Origin of the sequence: Amycolatopsis viridis, assembly GCF_011758765.1 — a bacterium.
GTDB classification, from domain to species: domain Bacteria; phylum Actinomycetota; class Actinomycetes; order Mycobacteriales; family Pseudonocardiaceae; genus Amycolatopsis_E; species Amycolatopsis_E viridis.
Map to the genome: position 1 here is coordinate 5,214,019 of NZ_JAANOU010000001.1, position 15,570 is coordinate 5,229,588.

The following is a 15,570-nucleotide window of genomic DNA, read 5'->3' on the forward strand; positions in this document are numbered from 1 at the left end:
TCGCTACAAGACGAGGGAGGCTGCATGACGTCGATCACCCGCCGCCACGCGCTGCGCGCGTTCGCCGCCGGAACCGCGGGGGTCACCGCGGTCTCCGGCGCGTCCATCCCCGGCGCGTCGGCCGCCACGGGCGGGGCGCGGCAGCGCGCCTTCGCCGCCGCGGCCGCGGAGTTCGGCGTCCCGGAGCCCGTGCTGCTCGCCGTGTCTTACCTGAAGTCCCGCTGGGACTCGCACGGCGGCGCGCCGAGCACCGGTGCCGGTTTCGGCCCGCTGCACCTGACCGACCTGCGTGCCGTCGCCGCCGGCGGTAGCCACCACGACCACGGCGCCGAGGACCCGCGGGGCGACACCGCGCGCCGGGTACTGACCCCCCGCACGTCGCCGGCGTTGCAGACGGTCGACCTCGCCGCGTCGCTGACCGGGGTGGACGCCGAGACGCTGCGGACGGACCCGGAGCAGAACATCCGGGGTGGTGCCGCGGTGCTGGCCCACTACCAGCGCGAGCTGGGTGTGCGTGCGGACCGGCCGGACGACTGGTACGGCGCGGTCGCCCGCTACAGCGGGTCCTCGGACACCGGGGCCGCGGCGTTCTTCGCCGACCAGGTGTTCGCGACGATCACCACCGGCGCGAGCCGCACCACCGACGACGGACAGGCCGTCACGCTCCCCGCGACGCCGGTGTCGCCGCGCCGCGAGCAGGTGCGCGCGCTCGGGTTGCCCACCATCGCCGAGGGTGCGCCTGAGGCGCCGCCCGGCTTGCCCGTCGAGTGGATCCCGGCGCCGTACCAGGACCTCGGCAACGGCGACTACGGCAACTACGACCAGGCCGACCGGCCGAACTCCCAGCAGATCACGCACATCGTCATCCACGACACCGAATGCAGCTACGACGAGGCGATCGGCCTGGTGCAGGACCCGACCTACGTGTCGTGGCACTACACGCTGCGCTCGACCGACGGGCACGTCGCGCAACACGTGCTGACCAAGGACGTCGCCTGGCACGCCGGGAACTGGTACCTCAACGCGAAGTCGATCGGCATCGAGCACGAGGGGTTCGCGGCGCAGGGCACCTGGTTCACCGAGGCGATGTACCGGGCATCGGCCACGCTGGTGCGGTACCTGGCCGGGAAGTACCGGATCCCGCTGGACCGCGAGCACATCGTGGGCCACGACAACGTGCCCGGCACGGTGCCGTCGACGGTGGCGGGGATGCACTGGGACCCGGCGCCGTACTGGGACTGGGCGCACTACTTCGACCTGCTCGGCGCACCGCTGAGCCGGCGGCCGCTGCGGCAGCCGACCGGGATGGTCATGATCAAGCCGGACTTCGCGTCGAACACCACCGGCTACACGGGATGCGACACGTCGGCGCCCGCCGCCGCGTGCCCCGCACGCGGGTCGTCGGCCCTGTTCCTGCGCACCGAGCCGCGCGACGACGCGCCACTGCTGTCCGACCCCGGCCTGCACCCCGACGGCGGGCCCTCGACCACCGGGATCTCCGACGTGGGCAGCCGGGTCTCGACCGGCCAGCGGTACGCGGTGGCCGAGACGCGCGGCGACTGGACCGCCATCTGGTTCCTCGGCCAGCAGGGGTGGCTGCGCTCGTCCGGCGTGGTACCGGTGCTGGGCCAGGTGGTGACGCCGAGGCCGGGCCTCGAATCGGTGCCGGTGTACGGACGGGCGTATCCGGAGCCCGCGGCGTACCCGGCCGGCATCCCGCCGCAGGAGATCGTGCCGCTGCAATACACGCTGCCCGCGGGCCAGAAGTACACCGCAGGCCCGGCTGTGCCGGGCGAGTACCTGTGGGCGACGACCTTCGACCCGGCGCAGCACGTCGTGGTGCGCGGGACGACGCAGTACGTGCAGATCCAGTTCGGCCACCGGGTGGCCTTCGTGAAGCTGGACGACGTGCTGGTGACACGCACCCGCCCCTGACCACCGCGCCCCGGCCGGGCGGTCTACGCCTCGATCGAAACGATCTCCACCGGCAGCGCCGGGTTCGCCGACAGGTCCAGCGCCGACGGCTTCCGGCCGGCGGCGACCACGTGCGCACCCAGCGCGGCGATCATCGCGCCGTTGTCGGTGCACAGGCGCGGCCTCGGCACCCGCAGTTCGATCCCCGCGGCCGCGCACCGCTCACGCGCCAGGGCCGACAGCCGGGAGTTCGCGGCGACCCCGCCGGAGATCACCAGCGTGCCGATGCCCTCCTCCTGCGCCGCGCGGACCGCCTTCGCGGTCAGCACATCGGCCACTGCCTCCTGGAAGGAGGCCGCGACGTCGTCGACCGGGATCTCCTCGCCCCGGCGCTCGGCGTTCTCCACCCACCGCGCCACCGCGGTCTTCAGCCCGGAGAACGAGAAATCGTACTTCGCGTCGCGCGGTCCGGTCATGCCACGCGGGAAGGCGATCGCCGACGGGTTGCCCGCCCGCGCGGCCGCGTCGATCGGCGGCCCGCCGGGGTAGGGCAGGCCCAGCACGCGGGCGACCTTGTCGTACGCCTCACCGGCAGCATCGTCCACAGTGGATCCCAGCTCGGTGATCCCGCCGGCGATGTCGTCCACTCGCAACAGCTGCGTGTGGCCACCGGACACCAGCAGCGCCAGGCACGGCTCCGGCAGCGGGCCGTGCTGAAGCGTGTCCACCGCGATGTGCCCGGCCAGGTGGTTGACGCCGTAGAGCGGGACGTCCAGCGCCGCCGCGTACGCCTTCGCCGCCGAGACACCGACCAGCAGCGCACCGGCCAGGCCCGGGCCGGCGGTCACCGCGATCGCGTCCACATCGGACAAACCGAGCCCGGCCGTGGCGAACGCGCGCTGCGCGGTCGGGACCATCGCCTCCAGGTGGGCGCGGCTGGCGACCTCCGGCACCACACCGCCGAAGCGGGCGTGCTGCTCGACACTGGAGGCCACCTCGTCCGCGAGCAGCTCGACGGTGCCGTCGCCGTGCAGCCGCACGAGACCGACACCGGTTTCGTCGCAGGAGCTCTCGATGCCGAGGATCACGCGGGACATCAGCCCACCTCCTGCTCGCTCGCGCCCGGGCGCATCATCGTGTACGCGTCCGCCCCGGACGGTTGGTAGTAACGCTTACGCAGACCGATCCGCTCGAAACCGTGGCGCCGGTACAGCTCCTGCGCGCGGTGGTTGTCGGTGCGGACCTCGAGGAACACCGGCGCCCGCAGCTCGTCGGCCCGGTCCAGCAGAGCGCGCAGCAGCGCGGTTCCGACACCCTGCCCCTGATAGCCCGGGTCGACGCCGATGGTGTGGACGCTCGCCTCGTAGTCACCGCGCGGGCCGACGACCGCCAGGCCCGCGTAGCCGATCAGGACGTCCTCGGAGCTGTACGCGCCGAGGTAGTAGGCCCCGGACTCCAGCTCGCTGTGGAAGGCTCGGGCGCTCCACGGGTCGTCGACGGCGAACAGCACCTTCTCGATCTCCACGCAGCGCGGGATGTCCTTGCGGCGCAGCTTGCCGAGCTTCACGACGCGGTCACCCGCTTCCGCGCGCCGGGCTCGACCGCGTCCGGGCGACGCAGGTACAGCGGCGTCAGCGGGGCGGGCTCGGCCCCACCGAGCAGGGCGTCCCGGGCGGCTTCGACCAGGCCGGCGGTGCTCGGGTAGTACGGCTCGACCACGCGCGCGCCCAGCTGCTCGGCGTAGCGGCGGGCGCCGTCCCCGGCGGCGACGGAGAAGGACAGCTCGGCCGGCGCCTGGACGTGCGGGCCGTCGGTGCGGGTGCCGTCCGCGGCGTAGGCCGCCCAGTAGACCTCGCGGCGCCGCGCGTCGGTCACGACGTGGAAGGGCTCGTCCACGGTGACCTGCCGGGCGATCGCGTCGAGGCTGCACACCGGGTGGACCGGCACACCGAGCGCGTGCCCGAGGGCGGCTGCGGTAGCGAGACCGGCGCGCAGGCCGGTGAACGGCCCGGGCCCGGCGCCGACGACGATCGCCGCGACGTCCGTCACCGCGGCACCCGCGTCCCGCGCGGCCTCCAGGGCGTGCGGCGTGATCAGTTCGCCGTGCGCCCGCGCGTCGAGCGTCACCCGCTCACCCAGCACGGCGACGCCCGCGCCGAGCTCGGCGACCCCGGCGGTCACCGCGGGCGTCGACGTGTCCAGAGCCAGTACCAGCACAGCTCTCCAGCGTACGGCGTGCGCGCCGACCTGCGGTTACCGGGTTGGCCGGGCGTGGGCGGCCCCCGCACGGCGCTCGGTGGCCGCGGGGCGCCGGGCCGGGGAAGGCGCGCCTCAGGTGTCCTCGGGATCCCAGCTCAGCAGGCGCACCTCGGCAACCGTGCGCAGGTGCTCCCGCATCGCGGCGGAAGCGGTTGCCGGGTTGCGGTCGCGGATCGCCTCCGCGATCGCGATGTGCTGCTCCAGCGAGCGCGGTGGGCGGCCCGGCTGCCGCAGCGATTCGGTGCGGCTTTCGGTGATCTGGTCGGCCATCGCGTCCATGAACTCGGCCAGCAGGGCGCTGTGCGCGGCCGCCGTCACCGCGGCGTGGAACCGCCGGTCGCCCTCGACGCCGGCGCCGCCGTCCGCCAGTTCGGACGCCATCAGCTCCAGCGCCGACTCCAGGGCCCGCAGATCGTCCTCCGTCCGGCGCATCGCCGCCAGCTCGGCCAGCTTCGTCTCCAGCGCCTCCCGCGCGTCCAGCACGTCCGGCAGACGCCGGCGGCGATCGACCAGCCGCTCCACCGGCTCGGTCGCGTCCAGGGTGTCCCGCACCAGGTACGTGCCGCCGCCGTGCCGGGTCTCGACCAGGCCCTGCACCTCCAGCACCACGATCGCCTGCTTCACCGACGCCCGGCTCACGCCCAGCCGCTGGGCCAGCTCCCGCTCGGCCGGCAACCGGTCGCCGGTGCGCAGCCCGGCTTCCGCGGCGTACGCCCGCACCCGCTCCAGGACCTGCTCGTACAGCCGCGGGCGGGCCATCGGACTCAGCGCATCGGACACGAACCGCAGCGTAGCCCTTGACAGGCCGAGTGGCTGAGCCGCAAAGTGGTTCAGCCACTCAGCCAGTTGACCCGCGGTGCGGTGCCCCGGGTTTCCTCCTTCCGGCACCGTTCGTCCACGGCGGATCATGGGCGCGTGGTACCCGCCGTCGTCCGGCTCGTTGCGACGTGCCCGGCCCGGCTGATCTGTGAGGAGTTCACGTGACCGAACGGCTGTTCCCGGCTCTGGCGGAGCCACCCGAGAAGGAGGCCCTGCGCTTCGGCGAGGTCTCGCTCGACTACGCCGAACTGGCGGTGATCGCCGGTTCACTCGCCCGGGAGATCCGCGCCCAGTCACCGACGCGGGTGGCGGTCTGGGCGACGCCGACCATCCACACGAGTGTCGCGGTGGTCGCGGCGCTGCTCGCCGGGGTTGCGGCGGTTCCCATCAACCCGAAGATCGGGGAACGCGAACTCGACCACATCGTGAGCGACAGCACTCCGTCGCTGGTGCTCACCGAACCCGGTGCGAAGCTGCCCGAGCGGCTCGCCGCCCTGCCGCGCCAGCAGGTCCCGCTGATCGGCAGCCCCGGCGACCTGCCCGAGGAGCCCGGCGACGAGGCGCCCGCCCTGATCGTCTACACCTCGGGGACCACCGGGCCGCCCAAGGGTGTGGTGCTCCCGCGCCGCGCGATCTCCAGCACCCTGGACGCGCTGGAGGACGCGTGGCAGTGGACCGCCGACGACGTGCTCGTCCACGCGCTGCCGCTGTTCCACGTGCACGGGCTGATCCTCGGCATCCTCGGCCCGCTGCGCCGCGGCGGCACCGTGCACCACACCGGCCGGTTCGCCACCGGGGTGATCGCCCGCGAGCTGGCCACCGAGGCCACGATGATGTTCGGCGTCCCCACGATGTACCACCGGATCGCCGAGGAGGTCGGCGGCAACCCCGAGCTGGCGCAGGCGCTCAGCGGGGCCCGGCTGCTCGTCTCCGGGTCGGCGGCCCTGCCGGTGCACGACCACGAACGCATCCACGCGGCCACCGGGCAGCGCGTGGTCGAGCGGTACGGCATGAGCGAGACCCTGATGAACACCAGCGTGCGCGCCGACGGCGAGCGCAAGCCGGGCACGGTGGGCGTGCCGCTGCGCGGGGTCGAGGTGCGGCTGGTCGACGAGTCGGGCGCGGTCATCGAAGCCGGCGACGGCGAGACGGTCGGGGAGATCCAGGTGCGCGGGCCGAACCTGTTCACCGAGTACCTCAACCGCCCGGACGCCACCGCCGAGGTGTTCGCCGACGGCTGGTTCCGCACCGGCGACATGGCCACCCGGGACGCCGACGGCTACTACCGGATCGTCGGGCGCAAGGCCACCGACCTGATCAAGAGCGGTGGATACAAGATCGGCGCCGGGGAGATCGAGAACGCGTTGCTGGAGCACCCGGCCGTGGCCGAGGCCGCGGTGACCGGCGAGCCGGATCCGGATCTCGGCGAACGGATCGTGGCGTGGATCGTGCCCGCCGGTGAGCCGCCCGCGGAGCAGGAACTGGCCGACCACGTGGCCCGGCTGCTGTCGCCGCACAAGCGGCCACGAGTGGTGCGGTTCCTGGATTCCCTGCCGCGCAACGACATGGGCAAGGTCATGAAACGGGCCCTGCATGCGTGACAGCGCCCGCGCGGTGATCGGCGCGGTGTGCTCCGGGTTCACCGAGCTACCCGCACCACCGGAGGGCGGGTCCGCCACGGACGGCCCGATCGGCTGGCCCGGCTACGACGACGCGCGTGCCCGGGCGGCCGAGCGCACCGGTGAACCGGAATCGGTGGTGTGCGGGGTCGGCCAGATCGGCGGCACCGAGGCCGTCGTGATCGCCTGGGAGTTCGGGTTCCTCGGCGGTTCCGTCGGGCGGCGCACCGGTGACCGGATCGAGGCCGCGTTCACCCGGGCGCGGGAGCTGCGCGCACCGGTCGTGTCGATGATCGCGACCGGCGGCAGCCGCATGCAGGAAGGCATGGTGGCGCTGTCGCAGCTGCAGCGGATCGCGCGGCAGGCGGCGTTGCTGCGGGACGCCGGGTTGCCGCAGATCGCGGTGGTGCGCGACCCGACCACCGGCGGCGGCTGGGCGACGCTCGGCGCGGGTTCGGACGTGACGCTGGCCCTGCCGGGCGCGCAGGTCGGGTTCGCCGGATCGCGCGTGCGGCCGCCCGGTGACGCCTCGGCGTACACGGCGGAGTCCCAGCTGGCGTCGGGGCACGTGGACCAGATCGTGCCGGCCGCCGAGCTGGGCGAGCGGCTCGGCCGGTGGCTGTCGCTGCTGACCGGTGCGGACGGCCGGCCCGCTCCGCCCCCGGCGGCGCTGGGCCGGGTGGATCTGCCCGAGGACGGCTGGACGGCGGTGCGAGCGGCCCGCGCTCCCGCGCGACCGCGGGCGGAGTCCTATTTGGACGCCTACTTCGACTGGCGGGAAGACCTCGGCGGAGACCGTTGTGGCGGCGTCGACCCCGGCGTGCGGTGCGGATTCGGGATGCGTTCCGGTGTCGCGATCGCCTACGCGGCCCAGTGCGGCACCGCGACGTTGCCCTCCGGATTCCGAACCGCGGCGCGGCTGATCCGGCTGGCCGACCGCCTCGGGATCCCGGTGCTCACCCTGGTGGACACCCCCGGCGCGGCGAACGACCCCGCGGCCGAGCGGTCCGGGGCCGGTGCAGCCATCGCGGAGGTGTTCGCAGCGGTGGCCGGTGCGCGGGTGCCGGTGACGACGCTGGTGATCGGCGAGGGCGGTTCGGGAGGCGCGCTGGCGTTCGCGCACCCCGAGCGAACCTGGGTGACGCCGGACAGCTACTTCTCGGTGACCTCACCGGAAGCGGCCGCGTCCATCCTGAAGCGACCGTCCGAAGAGGTCCCGGTGACCGCGAACCAGCTGCGGTTGCGGCCGCAGGACCTCGTGGAACTGGGTGTCGCGCGGGGCATCGTCGGCCGTTGATCCCGCGCCGGACGCAGGACCTCGCGAGCCGGTCAGGCAGCCGGCCCGGGCACCCGCCCGACCCACGAACCGTGCGGCTCCAGGGTCAGCTCACGCACGTCGTCGGGCCGGCGTTCCAGCCGCACCACCAGGTGGTCCGCGGACAGCCGCCCGGCCGCAGCCTCCCCCCATTCCACCACCACCGCGGCGGACTCGAGGTCGGTGTCCAGGTCGAGGTCGTCGAGCTGGGTCAGATCGCCGCCCAGGCGGTACGCGTCCACGTGCACCAGCGGGACACCGCGCTCCCCCGCCGGGTGCACGCGCGCGAGCACGAAGGTCGGCGAGCTGACCCGCCCGGAGACGCCGAGCCCGGCCGCGATCCCGCGCGTCAGCACGGTCTTGCCCGCGCCGAGGGGACCGGCGAGCAGGACCAGGTCACCCGCCCGCATCGTGCGGCCCAGCGATTCGCCGAACGCCACCGTGTCCTCGGCCGTCTTCAGCTCGACGCTCATGGGTTCAACCACCGCCACTTCCCCCGCGCGCCGGACTCCTCGGTCACGCCCGCGCATCGCTGTACCAGGTCGATGAGGTGGCTGTCGACCACCTCGGGCTGTTCGAGCTGCACCATGTGCCCGGCGCCGCGCACCCGCACCAGCTCGGCGTCGGGCAGCTCGGCCGCGATCCGCTCGGCGTGCGAGTAGGGCGTGAACCGGTCGGTGTCACCGCCGATCACGAGTACGTGCGCGTGCTTGAGACCGGCCAGCGCGGCGTACCGGTTGTGGCTGCCGAGCGTGTCGACGAACCCGACCAGCTCCTTCACCGACGTCACCGCCAGCATCTGCAGCATGAAGTCGACCAGCCGCGGGTCGACGTCGCGGGAGCCGAACGCGAGCAGCCGCACCGCCTGCCGGGTCAGCTGCCCGCCGGCCGCGCGCACGAACTCGACCAGCCCCGGCTGCCACCCGGCGAGCTCGCCGACCCCGCGGGTGAGCGGGTTGTACTTGGAGAGCAGCCCGCGCGGCAGGCCCTTGCGGCCGACCTCGCCGGCAGCGGTGGCGATGAACGCGACCCCGCAGATGCGGTCGGCGAACAGGTCCGGGTTCTGCTGGGCCAGCTCCATGATCACCATGCCGCCCAGGGAGTGGCCCACCAGCACGATCGGCCCCTCGGGTGCGACCGCGCGCAGCACCGCGTCCAGGTCCCTGGCGAGCTGTTCGATGGTGCTGGCGTTCTCGCTCGCCGGGCCGGACGTGCCGTGCCCGCGGTGGTCGTAGTAGACCTGCCGGACGCGGGGCAGCGTGAGCGACGCCAGGTCGCGGCGCTGGAAGTGCCAGCTCAGCTGCGACAACGCGAACCCGTGCACCCCCACGACGGTCAGCTCCGGCTCACCGCCGTCCGCCGGGTCGATCTCGGACACCGACAGCGGTGTGCCGTCGTCGGCGGCGACCGTGGAGGTGCGGTCCGGGTCGAGGCTGCCCAGCGGTTCGGCGTCGAGCTGGTCGCGCTGACGCTGCTGCTGGGCGGTCACCGCGATGGTCGCCGCGGCGGTGCCGGTCACGAGCGCGACCGCGCCACCGAGCACGGTGAGCATCCGGCGGGACGCCATCAGGCGTCCTCCCCCACGTACCGCCGGTGGATCCGCGGCCGGTACATGCCGGTGACGATCTCGTAGTCGATGGTGCCGATCTTGTCGGCCCACTCGCGCGCGGTCGGCTCACCGCGGTCACCGTTGCCGAACAGCACCACCTCCGCGCCCAGCGGCGGCTCGTCGTCACCGCAGTCGACGACGAGCTGGTCCATGCACACGCGCCCGGCGACCGGGCGGCGCTTGCCGTGCAGCCACACGTCCATCCGGCCGGACAACGTGCGCGGCACGCCGTCGGCGTAGCCGGTCGGCACCAACGCCAGGGTGGTGTCCCGCTCGGCGGTCCACGTGTGTCCATACGAGACGGATTCGCCGGCCCGGATCCGTTTGGTGTGCACGACCGACGACCGGAAGGTCATGACCGGGCGCAGGTCCTCGGGCTCCGGGTTGGGGTTGAGGCCGTACGCCGCGATGCCCGGCCGGACGAGGTCGAAGTGCAGGTCCGGCCGGTTCAGCGTGGCGGCCGAGTTCGCGATGTGCCGCAACGGGTCCAGACCCGCGTCGCGCGCGATCCGGTAGGCGGCGTGGAAGCGTTCGGCCTGCCGGTCGATCGACGGGTGGCCCGGCTCGTCCGCGCACGCGAGGTGCGACCAGATCGCGACGACCTCGACGTGCGGCTCCGCGGCGGCTTCCTTGACCAGGGCCGGCCAGTCCTCGGCGGGACAGCCGTTGCGGGACAGGCCGGTGTCGATCTTCAGGTGGACCCGGGCACGGGTGCCGGTGCGGCGGGCGGCGGCGGCGATGCGGGACAGCTCGGTCAGCGAGCTGGCGGCGAGATCGACCCCGGCGGCGACGCCCGGCGCGAAGTCCGTGGTGGGCAGGTCGAGCCAGCTCAGGATGGGCGCGGTGACGCCGGCCTCACGCAGCGTGAGCGCTTCGCCGAGGGAACACGCGCCGAGCCAGGTCGCACCCGCCTGGAGCGCGGCGCGCGCGACGGGCACGGCGCCGTGACCGTAGCCATCGGCCTTGACGACGACCATCGTGGCGGCGCCGGAAGCTGCCGCCCGGCTCGCGAGCAGGGTGACGTTGTGCCGCAGGGCGGTCAGGTCGACGACGACCTCGGCGCGGGGGAGGTGAGAGCTCATCGACCCCCATTTTCCCACGTCGGCGACAGCCCCGCGGCAGCGGCCGGGCACCCCGGTGAACGGGGGTGGTCGTCCCGGCCTCCCGCCCGGCCGTACCGCCGCCGGGCGGTGCTGCTCAGGTGGTCCGGCGCCCGAGGGCAGGTTCCGGCACCGGCACGTCGTGCACCAGCTGCCGCACCGCCAGGTGCCGCCCCCTGATCTCCTCGCCCACCTCCGGCGAGGCGGGCCGCTCCAGGGTCACCTGCGCCTTCGGCTCCCACGTCGGCGGTTCGGCGCCGCCGGCGAGGGCCCACGCTGCCTGCCGCGCGGCGCCCAGTGCCACGTGCTCCGCCGGATCCGGCACCACCACTGGTGCCCCGAACACGATGGGCGCGATGGCCCGCACCGCTTCCGACCGGGCCGCACCGCCGATCAGCAGCACGCGCCGCACCGGCAGGCCCTGCGCCACCACCGCGTCCAGGCCCGCCGACAACCCGCACAACATGCCCTCGACCGCGGCGCGTGCCAGGTTCTCCGGCGTCATGTTGCTCCGCCGCAACCCGTGCAGCGAACCGGCCGCCGACGGCAGGTCCGGGGTGCGTTCGCCGTCCAGGTACGGCAGCAACGTCAGGCCCCCGGCCCCCGGCAGCGCGGACAACGCCAGCCGGTCCAGGCCCGCCAGGTCGGTGCCCAGCATGCCGGCCGCCGCGGTCAGCACGCGCGCCGCGTTCAGCGTGCACGCCAGCGGCAGGAACCGGCCCGTGGCGTCCGCGAACCCGGCGACCAGGCCGGACGCGTCCGCCGGTGCCGTCCCGCTCACACCGAACACCGTCCCGCTCGTGCCCAGCGACACCACCACGTCCCCGTCACCGAGGCCCAGTGCCAGTGCCGCGGCCATGTTGTCGCCGGTGCCCGCGGACACCAGCGCACCTGCGGGAGTGCGTCCCGCCGCCTCCGCCGGACCCAGCACCCGCGGCAGCTCCGGGTCGCGGCCACCGAAGGCGTGCTTGAGGATGTCCCGGCGGTACACCCCGCCAGCGGGCGAGAAGTAGCCGGTGCCCGACGCGTCACCGCGGTCGGTGACCGCGTCACCACCGGTCAGGCGCCAGGTCAGCCAGTCGTGCGGCAGCAGCACGCGCGCGACCCGGTCGGCCAGCTCGGGCTCGTGCTCCGCCAGCCACCGCAGCTTGGTGACCGTGAAGCTGGCGACCGGCACCGACCCGACCGCCTCCGCCCACGCGGCCGGCCCGCCCAGCTCCCGCACCAGCTCCCCGGCCGCCCGGCTGGACCGCGTGTCGTTCCACAGCAGCGCCGGGCGCACGACCTCGCCGTCCTCGTCGACGGTCACCATGCCGTGCTGCTGACCGCCGACACCGAGCGCCGCGACCCCGTCCAGCAGCCCGTCGCTCGCCTCGGTGAACGCCCGCCACCACTCGCGCGGGTCGACCTCGGTCGCGTCGGGGTGGGCCGCCCGGCCGGCGCGGACCACGGCGCCGGTCCCGGCGTCGCAGACGACGATCTTCGTGGACTGCGTGGAGGAGTCGATCCCGGCCACGAGTGTGGGCTTGCCCGTCATGCGTCCTCCCGGAGTGCGGCAACCAGCACTTGCACACTCAACACGAAATCCGGTGACTAGAGAGCCCGTACCCGCCGGATGGCGGCCGGGAGCGCGGCGACGATGCCGGACGCCGACACCGGCACCCCGCGCGCCGCGAACTCGCCGGCGAGCGAGTGCACGTGTGCGGCGCACCCCGCGGCCAGCCACGGATCCAGGCCGCCGGCCAGGAGCGAACCGATCAGGCCGGACAGCACGTCGCCGGACCCGGCGGTGGCCAGCCACGATCCGCGCGCCACGTTCACCAGCACCCGCCCGTCCGGGTCGGCGATGATGGTGACGTTGCCCTTGAGCAGCACCACCGCATCGAACTTCGCCGCGGCCTCACGCACCGACGCCACGCGGTCCTCGCCCGGGGGGCGTCCCATCAGCCGTTCGAACTCGCCCGCGTGCGGGGTCAGCACCAGCGGCGTGCCGGGGTCGCGGGCGTCCAGCACGTCCGGCCGGTGGGCCATCAGCGTGGTCGCGTCGGCGTCCGCGCAGACCGGCACCCCGGCGCCGAGCACGTGGGTGAGCACGTCGTGCCCCTCGCGACCGGTGCCGATCCCCGGCCCGACCACCCACGCCTGCACGCGTCCGGCGTCGGTCACCGACCCGGTGGCGATGACCTCCGGCCACCGGGACCGCACCACGTCGGCCGCCGGGCCGGCGTAGCGCACCATGCCGGACGTAGCCAGCACCGCGGACCCGGTCGCCAGCACCGCCGCCCCCGGGTAGGTTGCCGAACCGGCGGCGACACCCGTCACGCCCTGGCTGTACTTGTTGTCCTCCGGGCCGGGCACCGGCCAGGCGAGACCGACGTCGACGGCGTCCAGCTGCCGCAGGTCCGGGTCGTCGAGCTCCAGCCCGATGTCGACGAGCTCGACCCGCCCGCAGCGGGACGGGTTGAGCACGTGCACCGGCTTGCGTGCGCCGAACGTCACCGTCCGGGTGGCCGTGACCGCCTCGCCCGGCACCGCCCCCGTGTCCGGCTCGACACCGCTGGGCAGGTCGACCGCCAGCACCGGCGCGGCGATGCGCGCGACCAGCTCGGCCGCGTCCGGACGCAGACCGCCGTGCGCGGACAGGCCGACGATGCCGTCGATCACCAGGTCGGCGGACGCCAGCACGGCCGGACCGTCCTCGGCAGACACCACCCGGCCCCGCGCGCGGCGCAGCGCGGCCAGCCCCGCGGCGTGCGCCTTCCCCGGCTGGAGCAGGATCGCGGTGACGCTCACGTTGCGCCGCCGCAGGAACGCGCCGGCCCACAACGCGTCACCGCCGTTGTTGCCCGCCCCGACCAGAAGCGCCACACGGCGGCCGGACACCTTCCCGGTGTGCTCGGTCAGCATCTCGGCAGCGTGCACGGAGACCGCGAACGCGGCCTTGCGCATCAGCGTCCCGTCCGGGGTGACGGCCAGCAGCCGTTCCTCGGCCGCGCGGATCCGGTCCGTCTTCCAGAAGCCTCGCATCGCTCGAATCTAGCGGCGCGCAGCGCCTCCGGTGCGGTTGGTCTACTCGACCGTCACCGACTTCGCCAGATTCCGCGGCTTGTCGACGTCGTACCCACGGGAGCGCGCGATCTCGGCCGACAGCACCTGCAACGGCACCGTCGAGACCAGCGGCTGCAACAGTGTCGGCACCGCCGGGACCTCGATCAGCTCGTCGGCGAACGGGCGCACCGTGTCGTCGCCCTCCTCGGCGATCACGATGGTGCGCGCGCCGCGGGCCTGGATCTCGCTGATGTTGGACACCAGCTTGGCGTGCAGCACCGCGCGGCCCTTCGGCGACGGCATGACGACGACGACCGGCAGGCCCTCCTCGATCAGCGCGATCGGGCCGTGCTTGAGCTCACCGGCGGCGAACGCCTCGGCGTGCATGTACGCCAGCTCCTTGAGCTTGAGCGCACCCTCCAGCGCGACCGGGTAACCGACGTGCCTGCCGAGGAACAGCACCGCTTTCGAGTCGGCGATACCGCGGCTCACCGCACGCACCTGGTCCACAGTGGACAGCACCTTGTGCACGGCGGCCGGCATGGCCTCCAGCTCGGCGAACTCACGCGCCACCTCGTCCGGGTACTTGGTGCCCCGCGCCTGCGCGAGCGCGAGGCCGACGAGGTAGTTCGCCGCGATCTGCGACAGGAACGTCTTCGTCGCGGCGACACCGACCTCCGGGCCGGCGTGCGTGTAGAGCACGGCGTCGGACTCGCGCGGGATCTGGGCACCATTGGTGTTGCACACCGCCAGCACGCGAGCCTTCTGGTCGCGGGCGTGGCGGATCGCCTCCAGCGTGTCGGCCGTCTCGCCGGACTGCGACACGGCCACGACCAGTGTGTCGCGGTCCAGCACCGGGTCCCGGTAGCGGAACTCGCTGGCCAGCTCGACCTCGACCGGCAGGCGGCACCAGTGCTCGATGGCGTACTTCGCGACCAGCCCGGAGTGGTAGGCCGAACCGCAGGCCACCACGAACACCTTGTCGACCTCACGCAGGTCCTGGTCGGACAGGCGCTGCTCGTCGAGCACGACGCGACCGCGGTCGAAGTGCCCGCGCAGCGTGTTCGCGAGCGCCTCCGGCTGCTCCTCGATCTCCTTGAGCATGAAGTAGTCGTGGCCGCCCTTTTCCGCGGCGGAGAGGTCCCAGTCGACCGTGAACGGCTTGCCCTGGGCGGGTTCACCGGCGAAGTCGGAGATGTCGTAGCCGTCCCGCGTGATGACCACGACCTGGTCCTGGCCCAGCTCCACGGCCTCGCGGGTGTGCTCGATGAACGCCGACACGTCGGAGGCGACGAAGTGCTCACGCTCGCCGACACCCACGACCAGCGGGGACGACCGGCGGGCCGCGACGATCATGTCCGGCTCGTCGGCGTGGGTCACGACCAGCGTGAACGCACCCTCCAACCGGCGGCAGACCGCGCGGACGCTGGCCGGCAGGTCACCGGCGGTGGGGCCGTCGGCGTAGGCACGGGCCACCAGGTGGGCGGCGGTCTCGGTGTCGGTGTCGCTGGTCATCTCGACACCGTCGGACTCCAGTTCGGCGCGCAGGGCGGCGAAGTTCTCGATGATCCCGTTGTGCACCACGGCGACGCGCTGCGTGGCGTCGCGGTGCGGGTGCGAGTTGCGGTCGATCGGCGCGCCGTGCGTGGCCCAGCGGGTGTGGCCCATGCCCGCGGTGCCGGCGAACCGGCCGAGACCGGTGTCGGCGAGGGCGCCCTCCAGGTTGGCCAGGCGGCCCGCCTTGCGTTCGACGGTCAGCGCTCCCGTGCCGTCCAGCACGGCCACACCGGCCGAGTCGTAGCCCCGGTACTCCATCCGGCGAAGCCCGCCGAGCACGACGTCCAGCGCCTGCCGGTGACCGACATATCCCACGATTCCGCACACACC

The 15,570-nt window shown here is 73.9% G+C and carries 13 protein-coding genes; 3 read left to right on the forward strand and 10 right to left on the reverse strand.

Annotation, left to right across the window (positions count from 1 at the left end; all coding sequences use genetic code 11):
- Window positions 1-24: 24 nt before the first annotated feature.
- Window positions 25-1,935, forward strand: a complete 1,911-nt coding sequence (locus FHX46_RS25775; RefSeq protein ID WP_167120042.1) for an N-acetylmuramoyl-L-alanine amidase — start codon at window positions 25-27, stop codon at window positions 1,933-1,935.
- A gap of 23 nt (window positions 1,936-1,958) precedes the next feature.
- Here FHX46_RS25775 and tsaD read toward each other — a convergent pair whose 3' ends face one another.
- The 4 genes from tsaD to FHX46_RS25795 form a co-directional block, all read right to left on the reverse strand.
- Window positions 1,959-3,011: a tRNA (adenosine(37)-N6)-threonylcarbamoyltransferase complex transferase subunit TsaD gene (gene tsaD / locus FHX46_RS25780; RefSeq protein WP_167120045.1), complete on the reverse strand. Its 1,053-nt coding sequence runs from the start codon at window positions 3,009-3,011 to the stop codon at window positions 1,959-1,961.
- Window positions 3,011-3,481 carry a ribosomal protein S18-alanine N-acetyltransferase gene (gene rimI, locus FHX46_RS25785; protein WP_167120048.1) on the reverse strand — a complete coding sequence of 157 codons (471 nt, stop codon included), beginning with the start codon at window positions 3,479-3,481 and terminating at the stop codon, window positions 3,011-3,013. Before rimI ends, tsaD begins: the two co-directional genes overlap by 1 nt.
- Window positions 3,478-4,131: a tRNA (adenosine(37)-N6)-threonylcarbamoyltransferase complex dimerization subunit type 1 TsaB gene (gene tsaB / locus FHX46_RS25790; RefSeq protein ID WP_167120051.1), complete on the reverse strand. Its 654-nt coding sequence runs from the start codon at window positions 4,129-4,131 to the stop codon at window positions 3,478-3,480. Before tsaB ends, rimI begins: the two co-directional genes overlap by 4 nt.
- A 114-nt stretch (window positions 4,132-4,245) precedes the next feature.
- Entirely contained in the window at window positions 4,246-4,953 is a 708-nt protein-coding gene (locus FHX46_RS25795) for a FadR/GntR family transcriptional regulator (protein WP_167120054.1), read from the reverse strand.
- Window positions 4,954-5,153: 200 nt separating this feature from the next.
- On the opposite strand from FHX46_RS25795, the gene FHX46_RS25800 reads away from it, so the two are divergent.
- The gene (locus FHX46_RS25800; RefSeq protein WP_167120057.1) at window positions 5,154-6,593 is read left to right on the forward strand and encodes an acyl-CoA synthetase; all 1,440 of its coding nucleotides are present in this window, start codon (window positions 5,154-5,156) and stop codon (window positions 6,591-6,593) included.
- Window positions 6,586-7,908, forward strand: coding sequence for a carboxyl transferase domain-containing protein (locus FHX46_RS25805; protein WP_167120060.1), 1,323 nt, complete (start codon window positions 6,586-6,588; stop codon window positions 7,906-7,908). The genes FHX46_RS25800 and FHX46_RS25805 overlap by 8 nt, the downstream gene beginning before the upstream one ends.
- 32 nt (window positions 7,909-7,940) lie before the next feature.
- Here the strand turns inward: FHX46_RS25805 and tsaE are convergent, their stop codons facing one another.
- The 6 genes from tsaE to glmS all read right to left on the reverse strand — a co-directional run bounded on the left by tsaE (window position 7,941) and on the right by glmS (window position 15,567).
- Window positions 7,941-8,399: a tRNA (adenosine(37)-N6)-threonylcarbamoyltransferase complex ATPase subunit type 1 TsaE gene (gene tsaE, locus FHX46_RS25810; RefSeq protein ID WP_167120063.1), complete on the reverse strand. Its 459-nt coding sequence runs from the start codon at window positions 8,397-8,399 to the stop codon at window positions 7,941-7,943.
- Complete coding sequence (locus FHX46_RS25815; protein WP_167120066.1) at window positions 8,396-9,493, reverse strand: alpha/beta fold hydrolase; 1,098 nt, start codon at window positions 9,491-9,493, stop codon at window positions 8,396-8,398. The genes tsaE and FHX46_RS25815 overlap by 4 nt, the downstream gene beginning before the upstream one ends.
- Window positions 9,493-10,617: an alanine racemase gene (gene alr, locus FHX46_RS25820; protein WP_167120068.1), complete on the reverse strand. Its 1,125-nt coding sequence runs from the start codon at window positions 10,615-10,617 to the stop codon at window positions 9,493-9,495. Before alr ends, FHX46_RS25815 begins: the two co-directional genes overlap by 1 nt.
- 115 nt (window positions 10,618-10,732) lie before the next feature.
- Window positions 10,733-12,172 carry a xylulokinase gene (gene xylB / locus FHX46_RS25825; protein ID WP_167120071.1) on the reverse strand — a complete coding sequence of 480 codons (1,440 nt, stop codon included), beginning with the start codon at window positions 12,170-12,172 and terminating at the stop codon, window positions 10,733-10,735.
- A gap of 56 nt (window positions 12,173-12,228) precedes the next feature.
- Window positions 12,229-13,662: an NAD(P)H-hydrate dehydratase gene (locus FHX46_RS25830; RefSeq protein ID WP_167120074.1), complete on the reverse strand. Its 1,434-nt coding sequence runs from the start codon at window positions 13,660-13,662 to the stop codon at window positions 12,229-12,231.
- Between the two features lie 42 nt (window positions 13,663-13,704).
- Window positions 13,705-15,567: a glutamine--fructose-6-phosphate transaminase (isomerizing) gene (gene glmS / locus FHX46_RS25835; protein ID WP_167120077.1), complete on the reverse strand. Its 1,863-nt coding sequence runs from the start codon at window positions 15,565-15,567 to the stop codon at window positions 13,705-13,707.
- Window positions 15,568-15,570 lie beyond the last annotated feature (3 nt).